Origin of the sequence: Novosphingobium sp., assembly GCF_049240505.1 — a bacterium.
Classification (GTDB): domain Bacteria; phylum Pseudomonadota; class Alphaproteobacteria; order Sphingomonadales; family Sphingomonadaceae; genus Novosphingobium.
Window position 1 is genome coordinate 1 of the sequence record NZ_JBMLSM010000201.1, and the last position, 21,711, is coordinate 21,711.

General features: G+C 63.3%; 23 protein-coding genes and 1 pseudogene. 14 read left to right on the forward strand and 10 right to left on the reverse strand.

All coding sequences use genetic code 11. The annotated features are described in order from the left end of the window. The 3 genes and pseudogenes from ACOVQ0_RS16180 to ACOVQ0_RS16190 all read right to left on the reverse strand — a co-directional run. A pseudogene (locus ACOVQ0_RS16180) lies at window positions 1–352 on the reverse strand (phosphomannomutase); the annotation flags it as partial. 6 nt (window positions 353–358) lie between these two features. Further along, the gene (locus ACOVQ0_RS16185) at window positions 359–649 is read right to left on the reverse strand and encodes a molecular chaperone DnaJ (protein ID WP_421886725.1); all 291 of its coding nucleotides are present in this window, start codon (window positions 647–649) and stop codon (window positions 359–361) included. Further along, complete coding sequence (locus ACOVQ0_RS16190) at window positions 649–1,503, reverse strand: division plane positioning ATPase MipZ (protein WP_421886728.1); 855 nt, start codon at window positions 1,501–1,503, stop codon at window positions 649–651. The genes ACOVQ0_RS16185 and ACOVQ0_RS16190 overlap by 1 nt, the downstream gene beginning before the upstream one ends. 99 nt (window positions 1,504–1,602) lie before the next feature. Here ACOVQ0_RS16190 and panC point away from each other — a divergent pair, with 99 nt between their 5' ends. Then, complete coding sequence (gene panC / locus ACOVQ0_RS16195; protein ID WP_421886731.1) at window positions 1,603–2,457, forward strand: pantoate--beta-alanine ligase; 855 nt, start codon at window positions 1,603–1,605, stop codon at window positions 2,455–2,457. 5 nt (window positions 2,458–2,462) lie between these two features. After that, window positions 2,463–2,801 (forward strand): DUF2322 family protein, encoded by a 339-nt coding sequence (locus tag ACOVQ0_RS16200; RefSeq protein ID WP_421886734.1) that lies wholly within the window; start codon window positions 2,463–2,465, stop codon window positions 2,799–2,801. Here ACOVQ0_RS16200 and ACOVQ0_RS16205 read toward each other — a convergent pair. The 3 genes from ACOVQ0_RS16205 to ACOVQ0_RS16215 are packed head-to-tail and all read right to left on the reverse strand — an operon-like array spanning window position 2,795 to window position 4,820. After that, on the reverse strand, window positions 2,795–3,643 hold the full coding sequence (locus ACOVQ0_RS16205; RefSeq protein WP_421886737.1) for a metallophosphoesterase family protein: 849 nt from the start codon (window positions 3,641–3,643) through the stop codon (window positions 2,795–2,797). The two genes, ACOVQ0_RS16200 and ACOVQ0_RS16205, sit on opposite strands and share 7 nt — an antisense overlap. 33 nt (window positions 3,644–3,676) lie before the next feature. Beyond that, entirely contained in the window at window positions 3,677–4,519 is an 843-nt protein-coding gene (locus ACOVQ0_RS16210) for a diacylglycerol/lipid kinase family protein (RefSeq protein ID WP_421886740.1), read from the reverse strand. Window positions 4,520–4,553: 34 nt separating this feature from the next. Further along, window positions 4,554–4,820 (reverse strand): hypothetical protein, encoded by a 267-nt coding sequence (locus ACOVQ0_RS16215; RefSeq protein WP_421886743.1) that lies wholly within the window; start codon window positions 4,818–4,820, stop codon window positions 4,554–4,556. Window positions 4,821–5,128: 308 nt separating this feature from the next. Here ACOVQ0_RS16215 and ACOVQ0_RS16220 point away from each other — a divergent pair, with 308 nt between their 5' ends. Then, window positions 5,129–5,440 carry a UrcA family protein gene (locus ACOVQ0_RS16220; protein ID WP_421886745.1) on the forward strand — a complete coding sequence of 104 codons (312 nt, stop codon included), beginning with the start codon at window positions 5,129–5,131 and terminating at the stop codon, window positions 5,438–5,440. A 140-nt stretch (window positions 5,441–5,580) separates the two neighbouring features. Here ACOVQ0_RS16220 and ACOVQ0_RS16225 read toward each other — a convergent pair whose 3' ends face one another. Then, window positions 5,581–6,090: a winged helix-turn-helix transcriptional regulator gene (locus ACOVQ0_RS16225; protein ID WP_421886780.1), complete on the reverse strand. Its 510-nt coding sequence runs from the start codon at window positions 6,088–6,090 to the stop codon at window positions 5,581–5,583. 157 nt (window positions 6,091–6,247) lie between these two features. Between ACOVQ0_RS16225 and ACOVQ0_RS16230 the strand changes: the two genes are divergently transcribed. The 5 genes from ACOVQ0_RS16230 (at window position 6,248) to ACOVQ0_RS16250 (ending at window position 10,417) form a co-directional block, all read left to right on the forward strand. Further along, complete coding sequence (locus ACOVQ0_RS16230; RefSeq protein WP_240949905.1) at window positions 6,248–6,604, forward strand: CC_3452 family protein; 357 nt, start codon at window positions 6,248–6,250, stop codon at window positions 6,602–6,604. A 128-nt stretch (window positions 6,605–6,732) separates the two neighbouring features. Beyond that, window positions 6,733–7,389 carry a hypothetical protein gene (locus ACOVQ0_RS16235; RefSeq protein WP_421886748.1) on the forward strand — a complete coding sequence of 219 codons (657 nt, stop codon included), beginning with the start codon at window positions 6,733–6,735 and terminating at the stop codon, window positions 7,387–7,389. Window positions 7,390–7,434: 45 nt separating this feature from the next. Then, complete coding sequence (msrB, locus tag ACOVQ0_RS16240; RefSeq protein ID WP_421886751.1) at window positions 7,435–7,833, forward strand: peptide-methionine (R)-S-oxide reductase MsrB; 399 nt, start codon at window positions 7,435–7,437, stop codon at window positions 7,831–7,833. A 119-nt stretch (window positions 7,834–7,952) separates the two neighbouring features. Next, a complete protein-coding gene (locus ACOVQ0_RS16245; protein WP_421886755.1) occupies window positions 7,953–10,103 on the forward strand; it encodes a transglycosylase domain-containing protein in 2,151 nt (716 codons plus the stop codon). Between the two features lie 71 nt (window positions 10,104–10,174). After that, window positions 10,175–10,417, forward strand: a complete 243-nt coding sequence (locus ACOVQ0_RS16250; RefSeq protein WP_421886758.1) for a hypothetical protein — start codon at window positions 10,175–10,177, stop codon at window positions 10,415–10,417. Window positions 10,418–10,650: 233 nt separating this feature from the next. Here ACOVQ0_RS16250 and ACOVQ0_RS16255 read toward each other — a convergent pair whose 3' ends face one another. The 3 genes from ACOVQ0_RS16255 to hflK form a co-directional block, all read right to left on the reverse strand. Then, window positions 10,651–12,186 (reverse strand): Do family serine endopeptidase, encoded by a 1,536-nt coding sequence (locus ACOVQ0_RS16255; protein WP_421886761.1) that lies wholly within the window; start codon window positions 12,184–12,186, stop codon window positions 10,651–10,653. 141 nt (window positions 12,187–12,327) lie between these two features. Then, window positions 12,328–13,179 carry a protease modulator HflC gene (gene hflC / locus ACOVQ0_RS16260; RefSeq protein ID WP_421886764.1) on the reverse strand — a complete coding sequence of 284 codons (852 nt, stop codon included), beginning with the start codon at window positions 13,177–13,179 and terminating at the stop codon, window positions 12,328–12,330. Between the two features lies 1 nt (window position 13,180). Next, on the reverse strand, window positions 13,181–14,320 hold the full coding sequence (hflK, locus tag ACOVQ0_RS16265) for an FtsH protease activity modulator HflK (protein ID WP_421886767.1): 1,140 nt from the start codon (window positions 14,318–14,320) through the stop codon (window positions 13,181–13,183). 359 nt (window positions 14,321–14,679) lie between these two features. On the opposite strand from hflK, the gene ACOVQ0_RS16270 reads away from it, so the two are divergent. The 6 genes from ACOVQ0_RS16270 to ACOVQ0_RS16295 all read left to right on the forward strand — a co-directional run. Next, a complete protein-coding gene (locus ACOVQ0_RS16270; RefSeq protein WP_421886783.1) occupies window positions 14,680–15,447 on the forward strand; it encodes an Mrp/NBP35 family ATP-binding protein in 768 nt (255 codons plus the stop codon). A 43-nt stretch (window positions 15,448–15,490) separates the two neighbouring features. Beyond that, window positions 15,491–17,764, forward strand: coding sequence for a molybdopterin cofactor-binding domain-containing protein (locus ACOVQ0_RS16275; RefSeq protein WP_421886770.1), 2,274 nt, complete (start codon window positions 15,491–15,493; stop codon window positions 17,762–17,764). Window positions 17,765–17,786: 22 nt separating this feature from the next. Next, window positions 17,787–18,800: a ferrochelatase gene (gene hemH, locus ACOVQ0_RS16280; RefSeq protein ID WP_421886772.1), complete on the forward strand. Its 1,014-nt coding sequence runs from the start codon at window positions 17,787–17,789 to the stop codon at window positions 18,798–18,800. 67 nt (window positions 18,801–18,867) lie between these two features. Further along, window positions 18,868–20,262 (forward strand): cytochrome P450, encoded by a 1,395-nt coding sequence (locus tag ACOVQ0_RS16285; protein WP_421886775.1) that lies wholly within the window; start codon window positions 18,868–18,870, stop codon window positions 20,260–20,262. A 144-nt stretch (window positions 20,263–20,406) separates the two neighbouring features. Further along, a complete protein-coding gene (gene rpsT / locus ACOVQ0_RS16290) occupies window positions 20,407–20,667 on the forward strand; it encodes a 30S ribosomal protein S20 (protein WP_421886778.1) in 261 nt (86 codons plus the stop codon). 620 nt (window positions 20,668–21,287) lie between these two features. Beyond that, a partial coding sequence (locus ACOVQ0_RS16295) for a DnaA N-terminal domain-containing protein (protein WP_421886786.1) occupies window positions 21,288–21,711 on the forward strand: 424 nt, incomplete at its 3' end.

Here is a 21,711-nt window from a genome sequence, read left to right on the forward strand (position 1 = left end):
TGTGATTGGCGGGATTGTGGCTGCCGGTTACGTGAACGCCGCCCTGCACCTCTGGAAATAGCGCTTTGGCGGCAGGCGTCGCCGCGAAATAGAGCATGGGGCTTGGCCCAAGTCCGATCCGCACCACGTCAACGCCGCTGGCCGTAAGTCCTTCCACCAGCGCATGTTCCAGCACGGGTGAACTGAGCCGCCCGTCATAGCCCACGGCCACACGGGCACCGCCGCGCTGCCGCACCACCGTGCCGAAGCTGTGCCCCACGGCGTGGGCATCCTCAACCGTCAGCGTTTCGCCAAAGACGCCGCGAATGTCGTATTCGCGCAGGATCGAGGGGTGGAACCTATGCCCCGTCATGCCCGATCAGGAACCGCGACGGTCCGAAAGACGGGCCAGCAAAAGGTCGCGCGCCGCGTTTGCTTCGTGAACGGCTTCGTTGGTGCCACCACGATCGGGGTGGACTTTCTGGATCAGGCGGCGGTGCGCTTCGATCACGTCTTCATAGCCGGCATCGGCATTCAGGCCGAGGAGGCTGCGCGCCTTTTTCTCGTTCCGGTCGCGCGGATCGCCTGCCAGAAGTTCCCACGGCCAGCGCCCGGCGAGCAGCTTGCAGGCAACGCTCGCCAAGGCGATGATCGTGAGCAGTTTGATCATCAGGCAGCGCTCTCAAGTGCGGTCCTGGTGCTGCTAGGTGCATCTAGGTGCAGTTCAGGATTGACCTTCGGCAGGTTCAATCCGCCGACCAGTGTGCGCAGTTCCTGCCGGGCGACGAGGTGGCTGGTGCCCAGTTCACCCAGATGGCCTTTATCAAGCAAAGTCAGTCCGCTAGGGAACAGTTCGCGATAGATCACGCGCTCTGACAACCCGCTGGCAACGCGAAAGCCGACGCGCTTGGAAAGCTCGGTCAGCGCCTGATCGATACGCTTCTGGTTGCGCGCTTCGGTAAAGCCGGTGCGGTTGCGCACCACCACCCAATCCATCTCGCGACGCTGTTCGGTGATCGTCGTCATCGCGCGCTTCTTGCGCGCTTCCCAGATCAGTTCGGCGTAGAATGACAGGCGGCGGACCTTGAACGTTTCAGCGTCCACCTGCCCGATGAGGTCGAAGTCCACGAAACTGTCGTTCAACGGTGTGACCAGCGTGTCGGCGCGGGTGGCGACGTGACGGGCCAGTGGATCATCACGGCCCGGTGTATCGAAAATCAGGAAATCGTGCGCTTCGGCGAGGCGCGCGGTGAGCGCATCGAGTTCTTCTGCATTGTCGCCGCCATAGACTTCGAACGTGGCGGTGGGCAGCGAAATGGCGCGGCGGCGCATGGTTTCGGCGCGGTTTTCGAAATAGCGGTGCATCGTGCGCTGGCGGGAATCAAGATCGATCGTGGCCACCCGTGCGCCCTGATAGGCCAGCGCCACGGCCACGTGAACCGCGGTCGTGGACTTGCCGGTGCCGCCCTTTTCGTTGGCGAAGACGATACGATGGGGGCCAAGGGGAAAAGGGCCGGTGGACAAGGGGCGTACTCTCTGTTCAGTTGCAGCAAGGCGGGCTTGCGAGAGGCCGCCAGCCCCCCTATCGCCCACTGGTTCCGACTTACTGGAGAGGCGGCCAAGGTGCAAACGATCAACCGGCTGGAAGACCTGCGCGACGCGGTCGATGCGCTTAAAAACGGGGGAAAAACGGTCGCGTTCGTGCCCACAATGGGCGCGTTGCACGAAGGCCACCTGACTCTGATGCGCAACGCACGGCAGCGCGCGGACCATGTGGTCGCGTCGATCTTCGTCAACCCGCGCCAGTTTGGCCCGACAGAGGATCTTGATGCCTATCCGCGCCGACTGGCGGCAGACGCGGCGCTGCTGGAAGCAGAGGGCGTGGCCATTCTGTGGGCGCCCACGGTCGATCAGATGTACCCGCAAGGCTATGCCACGAACATCGGTGTTTCGGGGGTGAGCGAGGTTGCCTGCGGTGCCGCGCGGCCCGGCCATTTCGATGGCGTGGCAACGGTGGTGTGCAAGCTGTTCAACCAGGTGCTGCCAGACGTGGCGCTGTTTGGTGAAAAGGACTGGCAGCAACTGGCCGTGATCCGCCGCATGGCGCGCGATCTGGACCTGACCCAGCCGCATGTCGACAATATCGTGGGTGTGGAAACGGTGCGCGAGGCAAGCGGCCTCGCCATGAGCAGCCGCAACCAGTATCTGACCGCGATCGAGCGGGAACAGGCCGCACAGCTTTCGGCAGCGATGCGCCGTGCGATTGCGGCGATCAAGGATGGCGCGGACGTGATCGAGAGTCTGGATGCGATGAAGGCGAATATCCTCGCCGCCGGATTCACCTCGATCGATTACGGCGATCTGCGCGATGCGGCGACGCTGGAGACGTTGTTCGAATGGGACGGGCGCGAGGCGCGTGTGCTGGTGGCGGCGCGCATCGGCGCGGCGCGGCTGATCGACAATATGGGAATGGAATGAGTTTTATGGCGAAGATTGAACCGGGCGCATCGTTCAAGGACAACCTTGCGCAATTGCCATCCATCGAAGGTGTGGCGCGGATCGACCTGATCGACGCTGGCGGTGCGGTGGTCGCCAGCATTCCCAACGAAGCGGGCAAGCAGGGATCGCTGGCGGTTTATCAGTACCTTGGACAGTGCTTCGGCGCGGTGACGCCAGACGCCGCCGAGCATGGCCTTGCCGTGTTTGGCGAACATTCGGCAGACGCGAAGGCCCGTCCCGGTGCGCATCCCAACATCGACCGACTGCTGGAGGTCATCGCGACCGGGCAGGCGCTGACCATCAGCACGGTCAGCAATCAATAAACTGGCGGATCGACTTCCGGCACGGCAGCGACCGGGGCGACGGGTTCGCCCTCGGCCCGTGGCGGCAGGGCGTTTTCGGGCACGTCTTCGATCATCATGTCGCGCGTGGGGACGTGTTCGAGATTGCGGACGCGGACACTGATCTGGCCTTCGTGCAGCGTCAATTCGTTGAAGCTGGGCGGGGTGGAGCGGACGCGCTGGCTGAGCGTTCCTGCGCCGATCATGCGAACGGGGCCGTTCTTCGTGGGGTGGATCAGGTCGAAGGCATCGTGCACGTGGCCGGATATGACGGCGAGGACATTGCGGCTGGCAAGGGCGGCAAGCGCCTTGTTGCCGCCGCGCGTGAGCGCCTTGCCGCGCGTTCCTGCTTCGACCAGCGGGTGATGGCAGGCGACCACGGCGCGCGTCCCTGCGGGCAGGGCGTCGATGGCAGCAAGGGTCTGGCGCAGGGCCGCAGCGCCGACATTGCCCTTTGACCAGTTGAGCCGAAGCTGCGCGCGGGCCGTGGTCTTGAGCGGGACGATGGCCATGCCGGGCAGATCGAGTTCGCGTTCGACCAGTCCTTCGATGGCGCGAAAGCGGCGGTAGGGATCGATGAAGCGTTCGATCAGGTTGAAATAGGGCAGATCGTGATTGCCGACCTCGACGGTGACGGGCACGTCCAGCGACTTGATCCAGTGGCAGGCAGCATCGAATTCGCGATGGCGGGCACGCATCGTAAGGTCGCCGGTGATGGCCACGGCATCGGGCCTTTCGCGCGCGATGCACTGGGCCACCCAATCAAGGGCGCGGCGGTCTTCAAGACCGAAGTGGATGTCGCTGATATGGAAGAGCCGGGTCATCGGGGCGGGTGATCGACGCTGCTGCCGCGCCGGTCAAGAGTTCGCCGGGCGCGTGGCGAGAAAGTCGAGTGCAAATTCCTCGCACGTGAAAGTCTCTTGCGTTTCGCCCTGACGCCGCTCGCCATCGATCATCAGCGCGATGGGGGCATCGCTGGCCACGGTAACGCTGGGGAACGTGCCGATATCGTCGTGCGGGCCTTCGCGGAAATTGCGTTTGACCAGCATGGCAAAGCCTTGCGCGGCAAATTCGCCGAGGTCGGCAAAATCATAGCCTTCGACAAGCACGCGATCTTCTTCGGGGGCGAGAAGGATGGCGCGATAGCCTTCGCGCTTACCCGCTGCCGGATCGGCAAGCTGCACGGCGGGGCCTTCGCGCGTTTCGCGCAGGGCGTTGGAAAAGGTTTCGGCCATTGCGCCAATATCAAGATCGCGCACGGACTCACGAACATCGGCCCACATCGCACCCGGCCCTGCCAGAACTTCGATCAGCGACATGCCCTGCGACGTGCGAATGCCGCGACGGCGGGTGCGATGTGCGTTTGGCAGATCGGCAAGGATGGCTTCAAGCGAGCGATCGCCGTGGAGGGACTTCGACAGCAGGTTTTGCGTGCCGCCGGGCAGGACGAGCAATGCGCCGCCCCAGCCTTCCAGCGCGGCGGCGGCGGAATTGATCGTGCCATCGCCGGTGAACACGGCAAGCGTGGCAACCCCCGCCGCTTCCAGATCGGCGCGCGTGGGCAGCGGATCGTTGGGGAAGGCAAACGTGCGGGCAGGCGCAAGCGCGGCAGATAGCGCGTCCACTGCGGCGGGATTGTTGCTGCCGCTTGCGGGATTGGTCACCAGCCAGACAGGGGGCCAGACGGGAGAATGGGTCATCCCCCGCAGAACCGGTGAGGGCTGTTGCGGTTCCTCACACCCTGTCCGTCAGGATGAGCCAGGCGGAGAAGCTGTTGAGCACGGAGTAGATTACATAGGCGATAGGGCCGGTCGTATTGCCTTCTGCCGCGAACATGAGGGCGGCGAAAAGCAGCAGGAATTCCACCACCAGCGTGAAACGCCCACCAAGCGCGTGGGCGAACCACGGAATTCGCCCAAGCATGGGATGGCCGCTGGCCATGACTGCATGATGCAGCGCGAAATTGCCGATGCCGAGCAGGAAGGTGATCACAAGCGCCATGTCAGTGCGCAGCTTATGAAAACGCGCTGCACTTGTCACACCTGTAGTTCGTGGACCTGCGAATGTCGTTCGTCGGACGGGCTAAACCTTTGTCGGACGTAGGGGAATTTCGGTCGAGGCGGGCGCGCTTCGAATCATCGGGCGGCATAAGAAGAATGCATGTGGTGACCGGCGAGGCTTTCAGCCCAAGACCCCGAAACCTCCGGTGGAAGCCCCGGTCGCCACAGCAACAAAAGCCCGCCGGTTCCTCCGGCAGCCGTCAAAACAAGCCGGACAATCCTCCGGCACCATGTCCGAAGGAAGTAGCCATGCTCAACAAGACCCTGTTCACCAAGCCCTTGTTCACCGCCGGCCTCCTCGGCCTTGCCCTTTCCGCCAGCCAGCCCGCGTTCGCCGGAACCCGTGTGGTCGGCTATGGCGATCTCGACCTGTCGACCAAGGAAGGTCAGTCCAAGCTGGATAACCGCCTGCGCACCGCGGCCAAGCAGGCCTGCGAATTCGACCGCAAGGATCTGCCGCAGGTAGAGTTCGAATCTGCCCGCCAGTGCTACATGAAGTCGCTGGCCGATGCGCGCCGCGCCAAGGACGATCTGCGCCCCCGCACCGTCATGGCGAAGTGAAGGGAATACGCTGAGCCAGCGTTGAGGATTTGAGCTGGAGCGATAGGCGCCAGCCCAACCCGCCCGGCGGAAATCAGTCCCCCACCGGGCCAAACTCAAGGGGCCGCCGCTGCAACCGGTGGCCCCTTCTTCATGGTGTTCTACGGAACCTTGCGCAGCGGTTCGAACGTGGTTTCCGCGTCAAGTTCGCTGCGGTCACGCCACATCAGATCGGCTGGCGCGAGCAGACGCCCATCGTGCGATACGATGCCGATGGGCCGGATCGGCTGGCCATCGCGATCATCGCACATCACCGGGTTGGCGGGCACGCCAAGCTGCCACTTTTCGCCCCACTGGCGCAGTGCCAGCATGGCGGGGAGCAGGTCCAGCCCCTTGGGCGTCAGGCGATATTCGATGCGGCGGCGATCATCGGCGCAATGTTCGCGCTTGAGGATGCCGACCTCCACCAGCCTTGACAGGCGATTGGAAAGGATGTTCCGGGCGATGCCCAGCGCTTCAAGGAAATCCTCGAAGTGGCGGACACCGTTGAATGCGGCGCGCAGGATCATGAACGACCAGCGCTCACCCATCGCCTCAAGCGCGAGCGGAAGGCCGCATTGGGCGATATCGCATAGGGGTTCCCGCATGTGGGGGGCGTTGTGCTTTTCCATATCGTCCTCAGTCATACCCCATCACATGTGCCTGTTTAAGTTTCTAGTTGCAACCTAAAACCTATACTGATAGGTAGTGATTCGCAACGGAAATAGCATCCTCTCCAAGCCGCATGTTTCCGTGGCCCCAAACAAGATCGAATTCAGGGGAAACACGATGATGTTCGCACAACGCAATGGCGCATTCCGCCAGCTTCTTCCGGCTGTTCTGGCTCTGGCCGGTACGGCTGCCAGCTTTGCCATGACTGCCGCTCCGGTGCGCGCAGCTGCCAACGGTCCGTTCTATTCCGCCACGCTGACCCGCCCAATGGATGGCGCGCAGAAGCTGGTGCAGAAGGGGCTGCTGTGGAAGTGCGAAGGCGCTGAATGCTTTGCCGCGCGTGACACTTCGCGCCCGGTGATCGTCTGTGCGCGTCTTGCGCAGAAGGTCGGCCCGGTGGCGCGCTTTGCCACGCCGCAGGGCGAACTTGCCGCCGATGATCTGGCGCGCTGCAACGAAGCGGCTGCCGGATAAACGATAAAGTCTCCAGCGCGTGTTCCATTCCATACCCTGTGGGGCACGCAATCCCTGACCGTGAAGGTCAATGGGCCGCGAACGGGAAACCCTGTTCGCGGCCCCTTTTTTAGGGCTATGGCAGGCAGATGCGTTTCCTTGCCCTGCTGCCCGCCCTGTTCCTTGGCTTCTCGCCGGTTTTTGCCCAGGCACCGATGCCGACGTTGACCGATGTGCAGCGCACGGATCTGCGCTGTTCGGCCGCCTTTGCGATCGTTGCGATGGAGCAGGCCGGAGGTGATGCGTTGCCGGGCTGGCCGCCGCTGGCGCTGCGCGGCAAGAGCTTCTTTGCCGATACGGGCGAACGGGTCATGCGCGAGGGCGGTCTGGCGCGCGACGCGGTGCGGACGCTGATCGCCGCCGAAGTGCAGGCCTTGCAGGCAGCGCCCGATCCCGATGCGGCGCTGGCAGCCCTGGCGGAGCCTTGCGTTGCGAGGCTGGATGCCACAGTGCCGCCGCTGAAGCAGCCCGATCTGGCGCAGTGTGCGGCGATTCTGGATATGGCTTACGAAGAAATCCATGCGCGTGAGGGGATGAGCGCAGCAGCGCGGGACTTGAAGACACTGGCGATGGTGCTGGCGGACCGTCAGCGCAAGGCCCTGACGGCGCAAGGGGCGACTGGCGAGGCTGTGGATCGCGCCCTGGCACAAGCGCGCGCGGCGATGACGGCGCAAGGTGTGGTTGACCAGTTCGACATCGCCCATTGCTATGACCTCGCCAAGCCGGACGAGAAATCGCACTATTGAGGACGCCGGGTGCGCAACCCATATTGCGGGCAAAGGAGTTTCCCCATGTCCGAAAAGATCAACGTCACCGATGCGGAATGGCGCGAGCGGCTTTCGCCCGAACAGTATCATGTCCTGCGGCAGGGTGGGACCGAGCGGGCGTTCACCGGGGCTTATGAGAAGAACAAGGCCGACGGCGAGTATCATTGCGCCGGGTGCGGCGCGCCGCTGTTCACCTCTGATACCAAGTATGACAGCGGATCGGGCTGGCCCAGCTTCTATGCACCGGTCGATTCTGAAGCGGTGGACGAACACACCGACATGACGCACGGCATGGTGCGTACCGAGGTGCGCTGCGCGCGTTGTGACGGACATCTTGGCCACGTTTTCCCCGATGGTCCCAACCCCACCGGCCTGCGCTATTGCATGAACAGTGCCTCGCTGGACTTTACCCCCAAGGATTGAGATCAGCGGTTCAGCGATTAGCGGTTAACCCTGTGTTACGTTTGTCCTATGCAAAGGGCCGCGAGTTTGCGCCGGGGCGATTGCGCCTTGGCTGAGTTAAGGGAAGCGGTGCAAGACTGATGGCCAGACGGGACATTCCCCGCCGCCCCGATGGCGGCAGGTCCGATCCGCAACCTAAAAGTGGTTCGAAGCTGGGGCGCTGGTTCAAGCGCCTGATGGTGTGGGGTGCAGGCTTTGCCCTGCTGGGCGCGATCACGCTGGTGGTGGCTGTGGCCGTGACGATGCGTTCGTTGCCCGGCTATCAGGAATTGAAGTCCAGCCAGACCGGCCAGATGATCGTGGTGCGCGCCGCCGATGGCACGGAAATCGTCACGTTGGGGCCAAGCTATGGCAAGTGGGTGCCTTACGAGCGCATTCCGCAAGTGATGCGCGATGCGATGGTTTCGGTAGAGGACCGGCGCTATCGCAGCCATCTGGGCGTCGATCCCATTGGCATCGTCCGTTCGCTGATGGTGCGCGTGGAAAGCGGCACTTGGCGGCAGGGCGGATCTACGATCACGCAGCAGCTTGCGCGCAACATATTCCTCAACAACACCAAGACCTTCGCTCGCAAGGCGCGCGAATGGGTGCTGGCGCTGGCGCTTGAACAGAAGTTTTCGAAGGATCAGATCCTCGAACTCTATCTCAACAAGGTTTACTTCGGCGGTGGCGCCTATGGCATCGACAGCGCCGCGCGCAAGTTCTTCGGCCATTCGGGCGAGGAGATCACTTTGCCGGAGGCCGCGATCATCGCCGGGCTGGTGAAAGCGCCTTCGCGTTATTCGCCGACAGCCGATGCCGATGCTGCCGTTGGCCGCGCAGGCGTGGTGCTGCAGACGCTGGTGTCCAACGGATATCTGACCGAGCAGGAGGCGCGAGGAGTTGATCTGAAGAAGGTCAAGATGGTCGAGGACCGTTCGGGCCAGAACTCGGCGCGCTATTTTACTGATTGGGCCCTGCCGCAGCTTGATCTGCTTCTGCCGGAAAACGATCAGCCGATCGAAGTGTGGACCACGCTTGATCCGGTGATGCAGAAGGCCGCGACCAGCGCCGTTACAGGCTTTGCACCCAAGGGTGCGCAGGGCGCTCTGGTTTCGCTTGACCGCGATGGCGCGGTGCTGGCGATGGTGGGCGGCACGGATTATGTGACATCGAACTACAATCGTGCCGTCAACGCGGTGCGCCAGCCCGGTTCGGCATGGAAGCTGTTTGTCTATCTCACCGCGCTGGAGGCCGGTTACACGCCCGGTGACCGTGTGGTGGACGAGCCGGTAACGATCGACGGCTGGACACCGCGCAACGATGGCGGTCGCTATGCAGGCGAGATCGACCTGCGCACGGCTTTCGCCTATTCCAAGAACACCGTCGCGGCGCAGCTTGGCAACGAGGTGGGCTTTGGACAGGTGGCCAACATGGCGCGCCGTTTCGGCATTACCACGCCGATCAACACGCTGCCTTCGATGGTGCTGGGATCATCGGAAGCGCGTGTGATCGACATGGTGCGCGCTTTCGCATCAGTGCAGGCCAAGGGCATGTCGGTGGAGCCTTATGGCATCCGCAAGGTCACGACGACCGATGGCGAGGTGCTCTATCGCCATCGGACCGAAACGCCCCAACAACTCGTGCCGCCCTACGTTGCCGCCGGAATGACCGACCTGATGCAGACCGCAGTCAATATCGGCACGGGTCGCGCCGCGCAGATCGGCAGGCCTGTGGCTGGCAAGACCGGCACGACATCATCCAACAAGGACGGCTGGTTCCTTGGCTTTTCCAGCGGGATCACCACCGGTGTGTGGATGGGGCGTGACGATGCCAAGGCCGTTCCCGGCCTGCAGGGCGGTGCGGCCCCGGCGCGCGCCTTCGCTGCCTATATGAAGGTCGCCACGGCAAAGCGCCCGGTCGAGAAGTTTGATACCGAACTGAAGCTGCCCGAATGGCAGCTTGAGCCGGATGACGAGGCCATGATGGGTAACCCTGATGACTATTTCTATGTCGATGAGCAGGGCAATCTCGTGGACCCTTCGCGCCGACGCACCGAGGATGGGAGTGAAGTGGTTGATCCCGATGCACTGCCGGGCGATGGACCTCCCGACATGCCGCAAGCGGCCAACGATGACTTTCTGAACCGGGCTACAGGTCGGCGGGACAACGAGAGCGCGCCACCGGTCGTCAATGTCCCGCGTCCACGCCCCACTTCGACGCAGCGTGCGGTGCCGAACACAAATCTTTAGAACCCTTTCCGCCTCTCGCGCGTTTCTCCCGCTGATTGAAGGCGTTTGCCTTCTGCGAGAGGAGATGAACGATGAGCCTGCTGCATTGGGCCGCCGCCGGAGCGGCCGGGTACGCGATCTGGCACGCGGTGCGCCGCAAGGAAGAGGAACATGCGCCTGCGGCTTTCGCCGAGGGCGAAGATACGAGCAAGAACTTCGCGCGCGTCCGTTCTGCAGGAACCGAAGGTATGCGATCCGATCCCAAGCGCTGGGACAAGATCGATCAGGCTTCGGACGAAAGCTTCCCGGCCAGCGATCCGCCAGCAAACTACTGATAGCCCAGCAGAAAGGCGATTATATACTTTGCAGACAACCACCGTTTGCAATCGTCATTGCGAGCCTCGCGTAGCGAGGAGAAGCAATCCAGGGCGGTTTAAGCCAACTCTGGATTGCTTCGTCGGCTTTGCCTCCTCGCAATGACGATATGTGTTTGCAAACGATACAATCGCCAAAAGAAAAGGGCCGCCCCGGAAGGAGCGGCCCTTTTCTTTTGCCTTTGGACGCGCGATCAGCGGATGCGGACCGGAGTATAGATCGGCGGCTGGCCACGGCGCTGAATGCGCAGCAGCACGGCCTCGCGGCCTTCGGTCTTGGCCGTGCGGACGATCTTTTCGAAATCGGCCACACTTGCCACGCTGATGTAGTTGGCGGACAGCACGATGTCGCCGCGCTGCAAACCCTTGGCAGCAGCATCCGACGATGCGCTGACTGCCGAGATGACGACGCCCTTGGTATCTTCGCCCACGCCAAGCTGGCGTGCGATCTGGGCGTTGAGCGGGATCGCGGCAATGCCAAGGTTGTTTTGCAGCGCGCCCGGAGCCTGCTGTTGTTGCTGGTTACCAGCGAAGCTATCTTCGTCCTGCTGGGCATCGGGATCGAAGCTCTGCTGCGCCAGTTCTTCCTCGGTCGGGCGCTTGCCGACCACGGCCTGCACGGTAAGGCGCTGACCATTGCGGAGAAGTTCCACAGGAATTCGCTTTCCGGGCGTGGTGTTGGCCACGATGAACGAAAGGGTCTGGTCGGGTGTGACATCCTTGCCATCGACCTTGACCACGACGTCACCGGCCTGAATGCCGGCCTGCGCCGCAGCCGCGCCGGGTTCGACCGCCTGAATAAACTCGCCGCGCTTCTTGGGCAGGCCCAGCGATGCGGCCAGATCATCGGACAGCGCCTGAATCCGCACGCCAAGATAGCCCCGATCGATCGCCTGGCCTGCGCGCAGCTTGTCGACGATGGGGGCGGCGATTTCTGCCGGGATGGCAAAGCCGATGCCAACCGACCCACCGGTGGGCGAGAAGATGGCGTTGTTGATGCCGATCACGTTGCCGGCCATGTCGAACATCGGGCCGCCCGAATTGCCCCGGTTGATCGAAGCATCGGTCTGCAGATAGCGATCATAGGCCGAACCCGACCCGGTATTGCGATAGACGGCAGAGATGATGCCCTGTGTCACCGTGCCGCCAAGACCAAACGGGTTGCCGATGGCGATAACCCAGTCACCCACGCGGGCCTGACGCGAATCGCCGAACTTCACGAAGGGGAATGCCTTGGGTGCGCTGATTTTCAGAACGGCGAGGTCGGATGCGGCATCCTTGCCGATGAGCTTTGCCGGATATTCGGTGCCATCGGGCGTGGTGACCGTGATCGATTCGACTTCACCCTGACCATCTGCCGTGATCACGTGGTTGTTGGTGACCACATAGCCATCGGCCGAAATGATGAAGCCTGAACCCAGCGACTGCGCCTCGCGCGTTTGTGGGCCGTTGCCCTGCCCGCCGCCGAACAGATCGCCGAACGGTGTGCCAGCGAACGGATTATTGGTCTGCACCTTCACGCGCTGACGGGTGGAGATGTTCACGACCGCAGGCTGCAATTGCTGCGTCAGGTCGGCAAAGCTCGACGGCGCGCCCGCACGCGGCACCACGGTCCGCATCTCGGACTGGTCGTTCTGCGCAACCTGTGCGCCCGCGGGGAAGCCTGTCACCAGGGTCAGTACGCTGCCTGCAAGCAGCAGCGCCGAAGTCACACCATAAGCGTATCGCACGTGGCCTGGTCCTCTTTGTATCATCAAGCGCCGGGGACGGCGCGGCATGAGTCACTCAAATTCCGTCACTCAATTTCGATTCAGCGATCTTGCGATGAACGGACTTTGAATGACGCTGTTCCATATTGTTCAGCAAGGAGCTTATTTGCCCTTGAACTGCCGCAGATACTCGTTGTCGGGCGAAAGCACGACTGCAGTGCTGGACCCCTTCTGCGAGAAGGTAACATCGTAGCTCTGCATTGCGCGGTAGAAATCGTAGAACGCCGGGTCCTTGTTGAAGGCATCGGCATAGGTCTTCGCTGCCGTTGCCTCTGCCGTGGCGCGAATGATCTGTGCCTGCTTCTGGCCCTGCGCGCGAATCGTGGCGGCTTCCTGCTGGCGCGCGGTGGCCATGCGGGTGAACGCGGATTCGAGCGGGGTGCCTTCGGGCAGGTCGGCGCGCTTGATCCGCACGTCGATCACCTGCGCGCCATATTCGCGTGCTTCGCGGTCCAGCCCCTGACGGATCTGTTCCATCGCCTTGCCACGATCTGCGGTAAGCAGCGAAGCGAAGCTGCGCTTGCCCAGTTCCTGCCGCAGGGCCGAGTTCATGATCGGCTGGAGCTGCTGCGCGACGCGCTCGGTCGTCCCCGCCGTCTGAACCATGCGCACCGGATCGATGATGCGGAAGCGGGCGAAAGCATCCACTTCAAGGCGGCGCTGATCGGCGGAAAGCACCTGCTGGCGTTCCATGTCCAGATCGAGGATGCGCTTGTCGACCTCGACCACCTGTTCGAGGAACGGGATGCGGAACACCACGCCAGCCCCGGTCTGGCCGAAGTCGGTCTTGGGACTGAACCGGTTGACCACACGGTCTGGCTGGCCGAGCCGAACGATCACCGCCTGCGTCGTCTCATCGATCACTTTCAGGCAGCTTGCCGCCGCCAGCAGGCCAAGACCTGCCGCGATGATCAGCGCTTTCTGTTCCTGCCACAGCGTTTGCAAGGCGCTCATCTTACTGGCCTCCCTGGCTGGATTGCGGGGCGGGTTGCGTGCGCTTCATTTCGGGCAACGGCAGATAGGATTGCACGTTCGGCGCTTCGACCACAACCTTGTCGGTCTGGCTCAGCACGCGCTCCATCGTTTCGTAATACATGCGGCGGCGCGTCACTTCCGGCGCCAGCTTGTACTGCTCGTAAACCTTGTCGAACGCAGTGGCTTCGCCGCCTGCGCGGGCAGTGAGCTGCTGCGCCCAGGCTTGCGCGCGGTTGATCTCGCTTTGCGCGTCCTGCTGCGCGGCAAGCACTTCCTTGAACGCATCGACCACCTTGGTCGGCGGATCGGTCTTCTTGATATCAACGCCCTGAATCATCACGCCGGCGCCATAGGCATCAAGCACGGCCTGCATCCGGTCGCGCACGTTCTGTTCGATCTGCTGGCGGCCCGATCCCATCGCATCGTTCAGCGTCACTTCCGCGATGGATTGGCGCATCGCGGCTTCGGCCACTTCGCGCACGGTCTGCTGCGGTTCGGCCAGTTGGAACATGAAAAGTTTCAGGTCCTTGATATTCCAGCGGACGAGGTAGGTAAGGTCGACGAGGTTCTGGTCGCCTGTGAGCATCAGCTTTTCGCCATCGCCTTCGGGGATGGATTCGCTGCGTACCGAGGTAACGTCTTCAAGCGTGACCGACTGGATCGGCCAGGGCAGCGTGAGCGCGGTGCCGGAATCGAGCGTGCGGCTATAGGCGCCGAAAGTGGTGACCACGCCCTTTTCCTGCGGCGAAATCAGGTGGACCATCGATGTGCCAAGCCACAGCACGGCCACTGCGGCAATGCCGAAGGGCAGCCATGACTTGCCATCGGGGCGCTGCGGCAGGCGCGGCATGGAAGGGCCACGTCCGCCGCCGTTGCCTCCACCACCGCCCTTGCGGTTCTTGAACAGGTCTTCGATGTTGGGGCCACGGCGCTGTCCGGCGTTGCCGTCCTTGCCCGGTGTGCCCGATTGCGGGGGCAGCCACGGGTTGCGCGGGCCTTCGGTGCCGGGCGATCCCGCAGGAGGCGTTCCAGCAGGAGGCGGGGCATCGCCGTTGCCTTCGCCGGACGGTGGCGCATCATTGCCCCCGCCCGAACCCCACGGGCTTTTCTTCCCGGTCATGAAAAGGCCCTTCTCCCGGCCAAAACGCGCGATCAATCCGCCCAAGTCTGTCATGTCTTCGTTATAGGAACCCTTCCCGCGAAAAACAGTGTCCATTCCCGAAAATTCATCTGCTAGGGGCGGTAAAGCGGCTCTGAAGTGGAGCGGAACAGGGAATTGATGTGAGCGTCGAAGAACAAGCACTGCGCGATGCACTGGCCGAAACCGCGGGAGATCGCCTGCAATCGCTGAAACTGGCTGATGGCGTGGCCACGATCATGCTCGAAGTGGGCGGGCTGGAGCGGCTGGATCGTGACAAGCTGGAAATGGCCGTGCGCGATGCGGCGAGGCTGGCGGGCGTTGCCGATTTGCGGCTGGGGATGACGGCTGAACGCAAGGCGCGCGTCATCATCGCTGTGGGATCGGGCAAGGGCGGCGTGGGCAAGTCCACGCTTTCGGCCAATCTGGCAGTGGCAATGGCACGGCTGGGCCGCAAGGTCGGGCTGGTCGATGCCGATATCTATGGCCCTTCGCAGCCGCGCCTGCTTTCCACCGAAGGTCGCAAGCCAGAAGCTGAGGGCAACAAGATGCACCCGGTGCCTTCGCCCTATGGCGTGCCGATGCTGTCGATGGGGCATCTTGTGCAGCCGGGGCAGGCTATTGCGTGGCGCGGGCCGATGGCGGGCAATGCGCTGGGCCAGTTGATCGACGCGCACTGGGGTGAGACGGAAATTCTGGTTGTAGACCTGCCGCCGGGCACCGGCGACGTGCAGCTTACCATGCTGGCCAAGCACAAGCCTGCGGGCGCGGTCATCGTTTCGACCCCTCAGGATCTGGCGCTGATGGACGCTACGCGCGCCATCGGTCTGTTCGAACAGGGGCAGGTGCCGCTGATCGGCATGGTCGAGAACATGGCAGGCTATATCTGCCCGCACTGCGGCGAAGAGAGCGATCCCTTCGGCGTAGGCGGCGCGGAGGCGGCAGCAAAGGTGATGAAGCTGCACTTCCTTGGTCGCGTGCCACTGGACATGTCCATCCGGCGTGAAAGTGACGCAGGGAATCCACCCGCCGCCGGAGACAGCCCGCAGGCAGAGGCTTTCCTGTCCATCGCGCGCGGCGTGCTCGCCTGGCTCGACGGGAAGCGCTGACCGGATGCGCCTGACGCGGCGAGGCTTGTTGGTAGGAGCAGGGGTGGGCGCTGGTGGCCTTGGGGCGCTGCTCATCGCCTTCCCGCTGCTGCCGCGCCGCCATCCGGTGCCGCTGCTGGCGGGCAAGGATGAGCATGTTATCGATGCCCTCCTAAAGGTGGGGCGCGTAAAGGGAAGCAAGGACTGCATCCTCACCGTGGCCGTGCCGCTGTGCGAGATGGGGCAGGGGATCACTACGCTCGTCGCGCAGATCGTGGCGGATGAGGCGGGAGCCGACTGGCGCAAGGTGGCGGTTGAAGCTGCGCCGATCAGCCCAGCCTATGCCGATCCCGTTCTCTCGGCCAAGTGGGCGCCGCTGTGGATGCCCGCTTTCGCTTCACTGGGTGGAGATGCCGACGGAACGCTGGCCCGGCTTCATGCAGAGCGCGGGCCGCTGATGGTGACAGCCGATGGCACGGCACTCGCCGCATTCGAGGCGCCCTTGCGCGAGGCGGGGGCTGCCCTGCGCGCGATGATGGCACAGGCGGCGGCAGACAAATGGGGCGTTGGCTGGGAGGAGTGCGACACGAAGGACAGCTTCGTGATTCACGGCAAGAAGCGTCTGTCCTTTGCCGAACTGCTCGATGCAGCGGTAGACTACGATCCGCCTTCGGTCCCGGTTCTGCGCGCCGAACCTCCGCGTGAGGCACCCGGCCAGTTCCCCGAAAGTGCGCCTGCGCGCCATCCCCGGCTGGATATGCCCGCCAAGGTCGATGGCAGCTTTACCTTCGCTGGCGACGTGCGGCTGCCCGGCATGGTCTTCGCGGCGATTGCGCATGGGCCGCAAGGGGCAAGCGTGTTGTCGAGCTATGACAAGCAGGCTGCCGCTTCGGTGCGGGGCCTGATTACGGTGGTCAAGGCCAAACGCTGGCTCGCGGCAGTGGCGACGGGGTGGCACGCGGCGGATAAGGCCGTTCGCGCAATGGAGCCGCACTTCAAGGCGGATGGGCCGATTGCCGACAGCGAGAAGACGCTCGTCGCGCTCGACAAGGCGCTGACCAAGGGGGAACCGTCGCGCCTGTTCAGTGAAGGCGATCCCGATGCCCTGCTGGCGAAGCCTTCGTTGAGCGTGCGCTACGATGTGGAAGCTGCGTTCCACGCTCCGCTTGAAACCGCCAGCGCCACGGCGCGGATGCGGCATGGCAAGCTAGAACTGTGGATCGCCACGCAAGCCCCGGAACGGGCGCGGCGTGCAGCGGCAAGGGCGGCAAGCGTCGCGCGCAGCGATGTGATCGTCTACCCGATGCACGCGGGCGGCAGCTTCGATGCGCGGCTCGATACGCGCATTGCCGCTGAAGTCGCCACAATCTGCAAGGTCGTGGGCAAGCCGGTGCAGCTTACGTATTCGCGCTGGCAGGAAGCGCTGGCGGGCATTCCCCGCACGCCGCTTTCGGCACAAGTTGACGGTGTGCTCAGCCCTGACAAGACGCGCGTGCTGGGTTGGCGGGCGCGGCTGGCGGTTCCGGCCACGGCGTTCGAATCGGGCGCGCGCCTGCTGGATGGCTGGGGTGTGAAACAGGCGATGGACCTGCAGGATCAAGTCGATCCGATGGCCTGCGAAGGCGCGCTGCCGCTCTACCGAATTCCTGAAAAGGCCGTGGATCAGGTGCCGCTCGCCCTGCGCCAGCCTACAGCGCGCTTTCGCGGACAAGCGCATGGCTACACCGCGTTCTTCACCGAAAGCTTCATCGATGAACTGGCTGATGCCGCAGGCAAGGAGCCGCTGTCATTCCGCGTCGGGATGCTCGAAGGCGAACCGCGACTTGTTGCCTGCCTGCAAGGTGCGGGGCGTCTGGCGCAATGGGGCGGCGGGATCGATGCTTCGGGGCAGGGCATTGCCTGCCATCAGATGGAACTTGTCACCGGCGGCGGCAGGTCACGCAAGGGCCTGATCGCCGTCGTCGCCACCGCTCGGCAGGAAGCGGGCGTCGTGCGTGTGGACCGGTTGAGCGCCTATGCCGATATTGGCCGCGTGATCAACATGGACATTGCCCGCCAGCAGATCGAAGGCGGGCTGATGTTCGGCCTTGCCCATGCCGTTGGCGGGGCGAGCAGTTATGCCAAGGGGCGGCCTTTGGCTGGGCGACTGGCGCAATTGGGGCTGCCGCTGCTTGCCGATTGCCCCAAGGTCGATATTGCCTTTGCCGACAGCAACGAAGACCCGTTCGATCCCGGCGAACTGGGCATGGTCGCGGTGGCCCCGGCCATTGCCAATGCCCTGTTTTCCGCCACCGGCGTGCGTTTCCGCCGCCTGCCGCTGATTTCCGAAGGCCTTTGAGCCTTTTGCCCTTGGGATAACAATGGAACGTCCTGCCGATCATCCGCATGTGCTTACCGGCAAGGTCGGCGTTCTCGTCGTCAACCTCGGCACGCCCGATGCGCCCGATGCGCCTGCGGTGAAGCGCTACCTCAAGGAGTTCCTGTCCGATCCGCGCGTGGTCGAAATTCCGAAGCTGATCTGGCAGCCGATCCTGCGCGGGATCATCCTCAACACCCGGCCCAAAAAGTCTGCCCACGCCTATGGTCAGGTATGGTCCGAGGATGGCTCACCGCTCGCTGCGATCACCAAGGCACAGGCTGCGGCTTTGCAGGTCCGGTTGGGCGATGCGGCCATCGTGCGCCATGCCATGCGCTACCAGTCGCCCGCGATGGCAAAGGAACTCGACGCGCTGCTGGCTCTGGGGTGCGAACGCATTCTCGTGGCTCCACTCTACCCACACTATTCGGGCGCGACGACGGCTTCGGCGCTTGATGCCGTGGCCGACTGGATCAAGGCCCGCCGCCGCCTGCCCGCGCTGCGCACCCTGCCCCCCTATCACGATGATCCGGCCTATATCGGCGCGCTTCATGCCGACATGGCGCGGCAACTGGCTGCGCTCGATTTCGTGCCTGAACTTCTGCTGCTGAGCTACCACGGAATGCCAGAGCGCACGCTGCATCTGGGCGATCCCTACCACTGCCACTGCCGCAAGACCTCGCGCCTGCTGGCCGAACGCTTTGCGCAGAGCCATCCCGGCCTGCGCCTTGAAACCACGTTCCAGTCCCGCTTCGGGCGCGCCAAGTGGCTGGAACCTGCAACTGATACCGTGCTGATTGCCGAAGCGGGCAAGGGCACCACCCGCGTGGCCATCGCCGCCCCCGGCTTTTCCGCCGATTGCCTCGAAACGCTGGAGGAACTGGCGATTCGCGGGCGCGAAGATTTCGAGCGTGCCGGTGGCACCCACTTCGCCGCGCTTGCGTGCCTCAATGCCGGCGATGCGGGCATGGACATGCTGGAAGCGCTGACCCGACGCGAATTGTCGGGCTGGATATGAACAACACGCTTGGTCCCTGCTGACAGTCATGTTAATTGCCCGGTTAAATCGAAAACCGGGAGACACTATGGCCAGCCTAGCGCCCGACATTGCGGCGAACCTCCACACAGACCGTGCCAATCCACACTGGGTCCGCCTTGGCGGCGATCAAAAGCTGGAACATATCCCCGGCGAGGATGGCTGGCCCATCCTCGGCACTACGCTGATGCAACTGGCCGATCCGCTCGGCTTCCAGAAGCGCATGGTCGATGCCTATGGCCCGGTTTTCCGCACGCGCAGCTTCGGTCGGCGCGGGGTGAACCTGATCGGCGCAGAGGCGAACGAACTGGTGCTGTTTGATCGCGACAAGCTGTTCTCGAACGAACAGGGTTGGGGACCGGTGCTCAACCTGCTGTTCCCGCGCGGGCTGATGCTGATGGATTTCGACGCGCACCGGGTGGACCGCCGCGCTCTGTCGATCGCGTTCAAGCCCGAACCGATGCGCGCCTATTGCTCGGTCCTCAACACCGGCATCGCCTCGGCGCTTGCGCAGTGGGGCGGGGACATGCGCTTTTACGATGCGATCAAGGCGCTGACGCTCGATACCGCCGCCTCCAGCTTCCTCGGCCTGCCACTGGGGCCAGAGGCTGACCGGCTGAACAAGGCTTTCGTCGATATGGTGCAGGCCTCGGTCGGCGTGGTGCGCAAGCCGATGCCCTTTACCAAGATGGGCAAGGGCGTGGCCGGGCGGCGCATGATGGTGGAATACTTCGGCAGGCTGGTGCGCGAACGCCGCGCCAGTCCGGGGCAGGACATGTTCAGCCAGTTCGCGCTTGCCACGCGCGAGGATGGCTCGCTGCTGCCCGAAGACGTCGTGGTCGATCACATGATCTTTCTGATGATGGCGGCGCACGATACCATCACCAGTTCGGCCACGGTGCTGTTCTGGCAACTGGCCAGGAACCCTGCATGGCAGGAGCGGTTGCGTGCAGAGGCGCGTGCGGTAACGGGGGGTGACGGTTTGCCGCTGGCCTATGAAGACCTGGGCCGGATGGAATTGACCGAGATGGCCTTCAAGGAAGCGTTGCGTTTCATGCCGCCCGTTCCCAACATGCCGCGCCGCGCGCTGCGCGATTTCCGCTTCGGCGGCTATGACATTCCTGCGGGAACCCCCATCGGGATAAGCCCGGCGGCGGTCCATGCCGATCCGGCGCATTGGGAGGAACCGGACCGTTTCGATCCCTTGCGCTTCACGCCCGATAAAGTGGCCGCGCGACACAAATATGCGTGGGTGCCGTTCGGCGGCGGCGCGCATATGTGCCTTGGCCTGCACTTTGCCTATATGCAGGTGAAATTGCTGGTGAATCACATCCTCACCCGGTTCGAAGTGGTGATGCAACCGGGCGCGGAACCGCAATGGCAGGCATGGCCTATCCCCAAGCCGCGCGATGGCTTGAAGGTCACCCTGCGCCCGCTGGGATGATCGAAACCGGTGGCGTGCCGAATCTGTTGACGATTCGCGCCACTGCGGTTAAGGGCCGCGCTTTCCGGTGGGACATCCCACCAATCCATGAGAATTCACGCGGCCGCCCCGTGCGCCCGCCAAGGCACGAGAAACAGGAACATCATGGCAAACACGCCGCAAGCCCGTAAGCGTATCCGTCGCAATGCAGTCCGCGCCGAAATCAACGGCAACCGCCTGTCGCGCATCCGTACTTTCGTCAAGAAGGTCGAATCGGCGCTCGAAGGTGGTGACAAGGCTGCTGCTGCGGAAGCGCTGAAGGCTGCACAGCCTGAAATGGCCCGTGGCATTGCCCGCGGCGTGCTGCACAAGAACACCGTCGCGCGCAAGATGTCGCGCCTGACGAAGCGTGTCGCCGCGCTGTAATACGCGCGGTCTGATCTAACAGAATCAGACCATTTCGGGCGAATCGCGGAGCTATCCGGCGCTGCTGATTTGAATCGGAACGGCACAAAAATGGAACGGGGCTGACGATCGTATCGTCGGCCCTTTTCATTTTTCGTGCGCAGTGAACGGTTCAAGTCTCCACTGTAACACTGTGCAGTTGCAGCAAGTCACGGAAACTACGCGATTCGCGTGGGCTAAGGGCAAGTCATAAGTAAAAACCGTTATAAATCAGCACTTTGACGCATCTCTGCGGGTTAGCGGGAGTCAAGGGCATTTATTTCAGTTTTTTTGCTCTCCCCCCGCTTGCGCGAAGGCACCGATGGCCAATAGACAGAGCGAACCGGCGGCGGGAATCACTCCCAACCGGTGTCACTTGAAATTTTTCCGACCAGGCCTGTCGCTTCATGCGCGGCAGGAAGGGATCACTCGTGCCTGCGTACCGGGGGGTGCGTCAGGCAAGACAGTCGAGGCAGCTAGGCGTGAAGATTGAAGATTACGCAGGGGGCAGCACTGGCGGTTCGGCGAACCTCTCCCCGGTCGATAACGACCGCAATACACCGGCCATCGCAACGGCTGGCAAGAAAGGCAAAGACAGCACGATGATCGAGGACCAGGAAGCGCTGGATCTGGCAGCAGACTGGTCTGACATCAGCCAGGGGCTGAAGAAGGATCTCGGCTCGCAGCTTCATGCCCAGTGGATCAAGCCGATTCAGCTTGGCGCATTCTGCAAGGAAACCGGCACGCTCGACCTGTTCCTGCCGACCGAGTTTTCTGCCAACTGGGTGGCCGATCGCTTTGCCGATCGCCTGAGCCTTGCGTGGAAGATCGCGCGTTCGGAAGTGCGTCAGGTGCGCATCACCGTCCACCCGCGCCGCCGTTCGATGCCCGAACTGCGCGTCGGCGGCGAAGCGCCTGTGCCGGCGCGCGCATCGGCCCATTTGCCCAGCCACCTCAATGCAGGGCCAGCAATGATCGATACCGCGCTGTCGGGCCTCGATCCTTCGCTGACCTTTGCCGAATTCG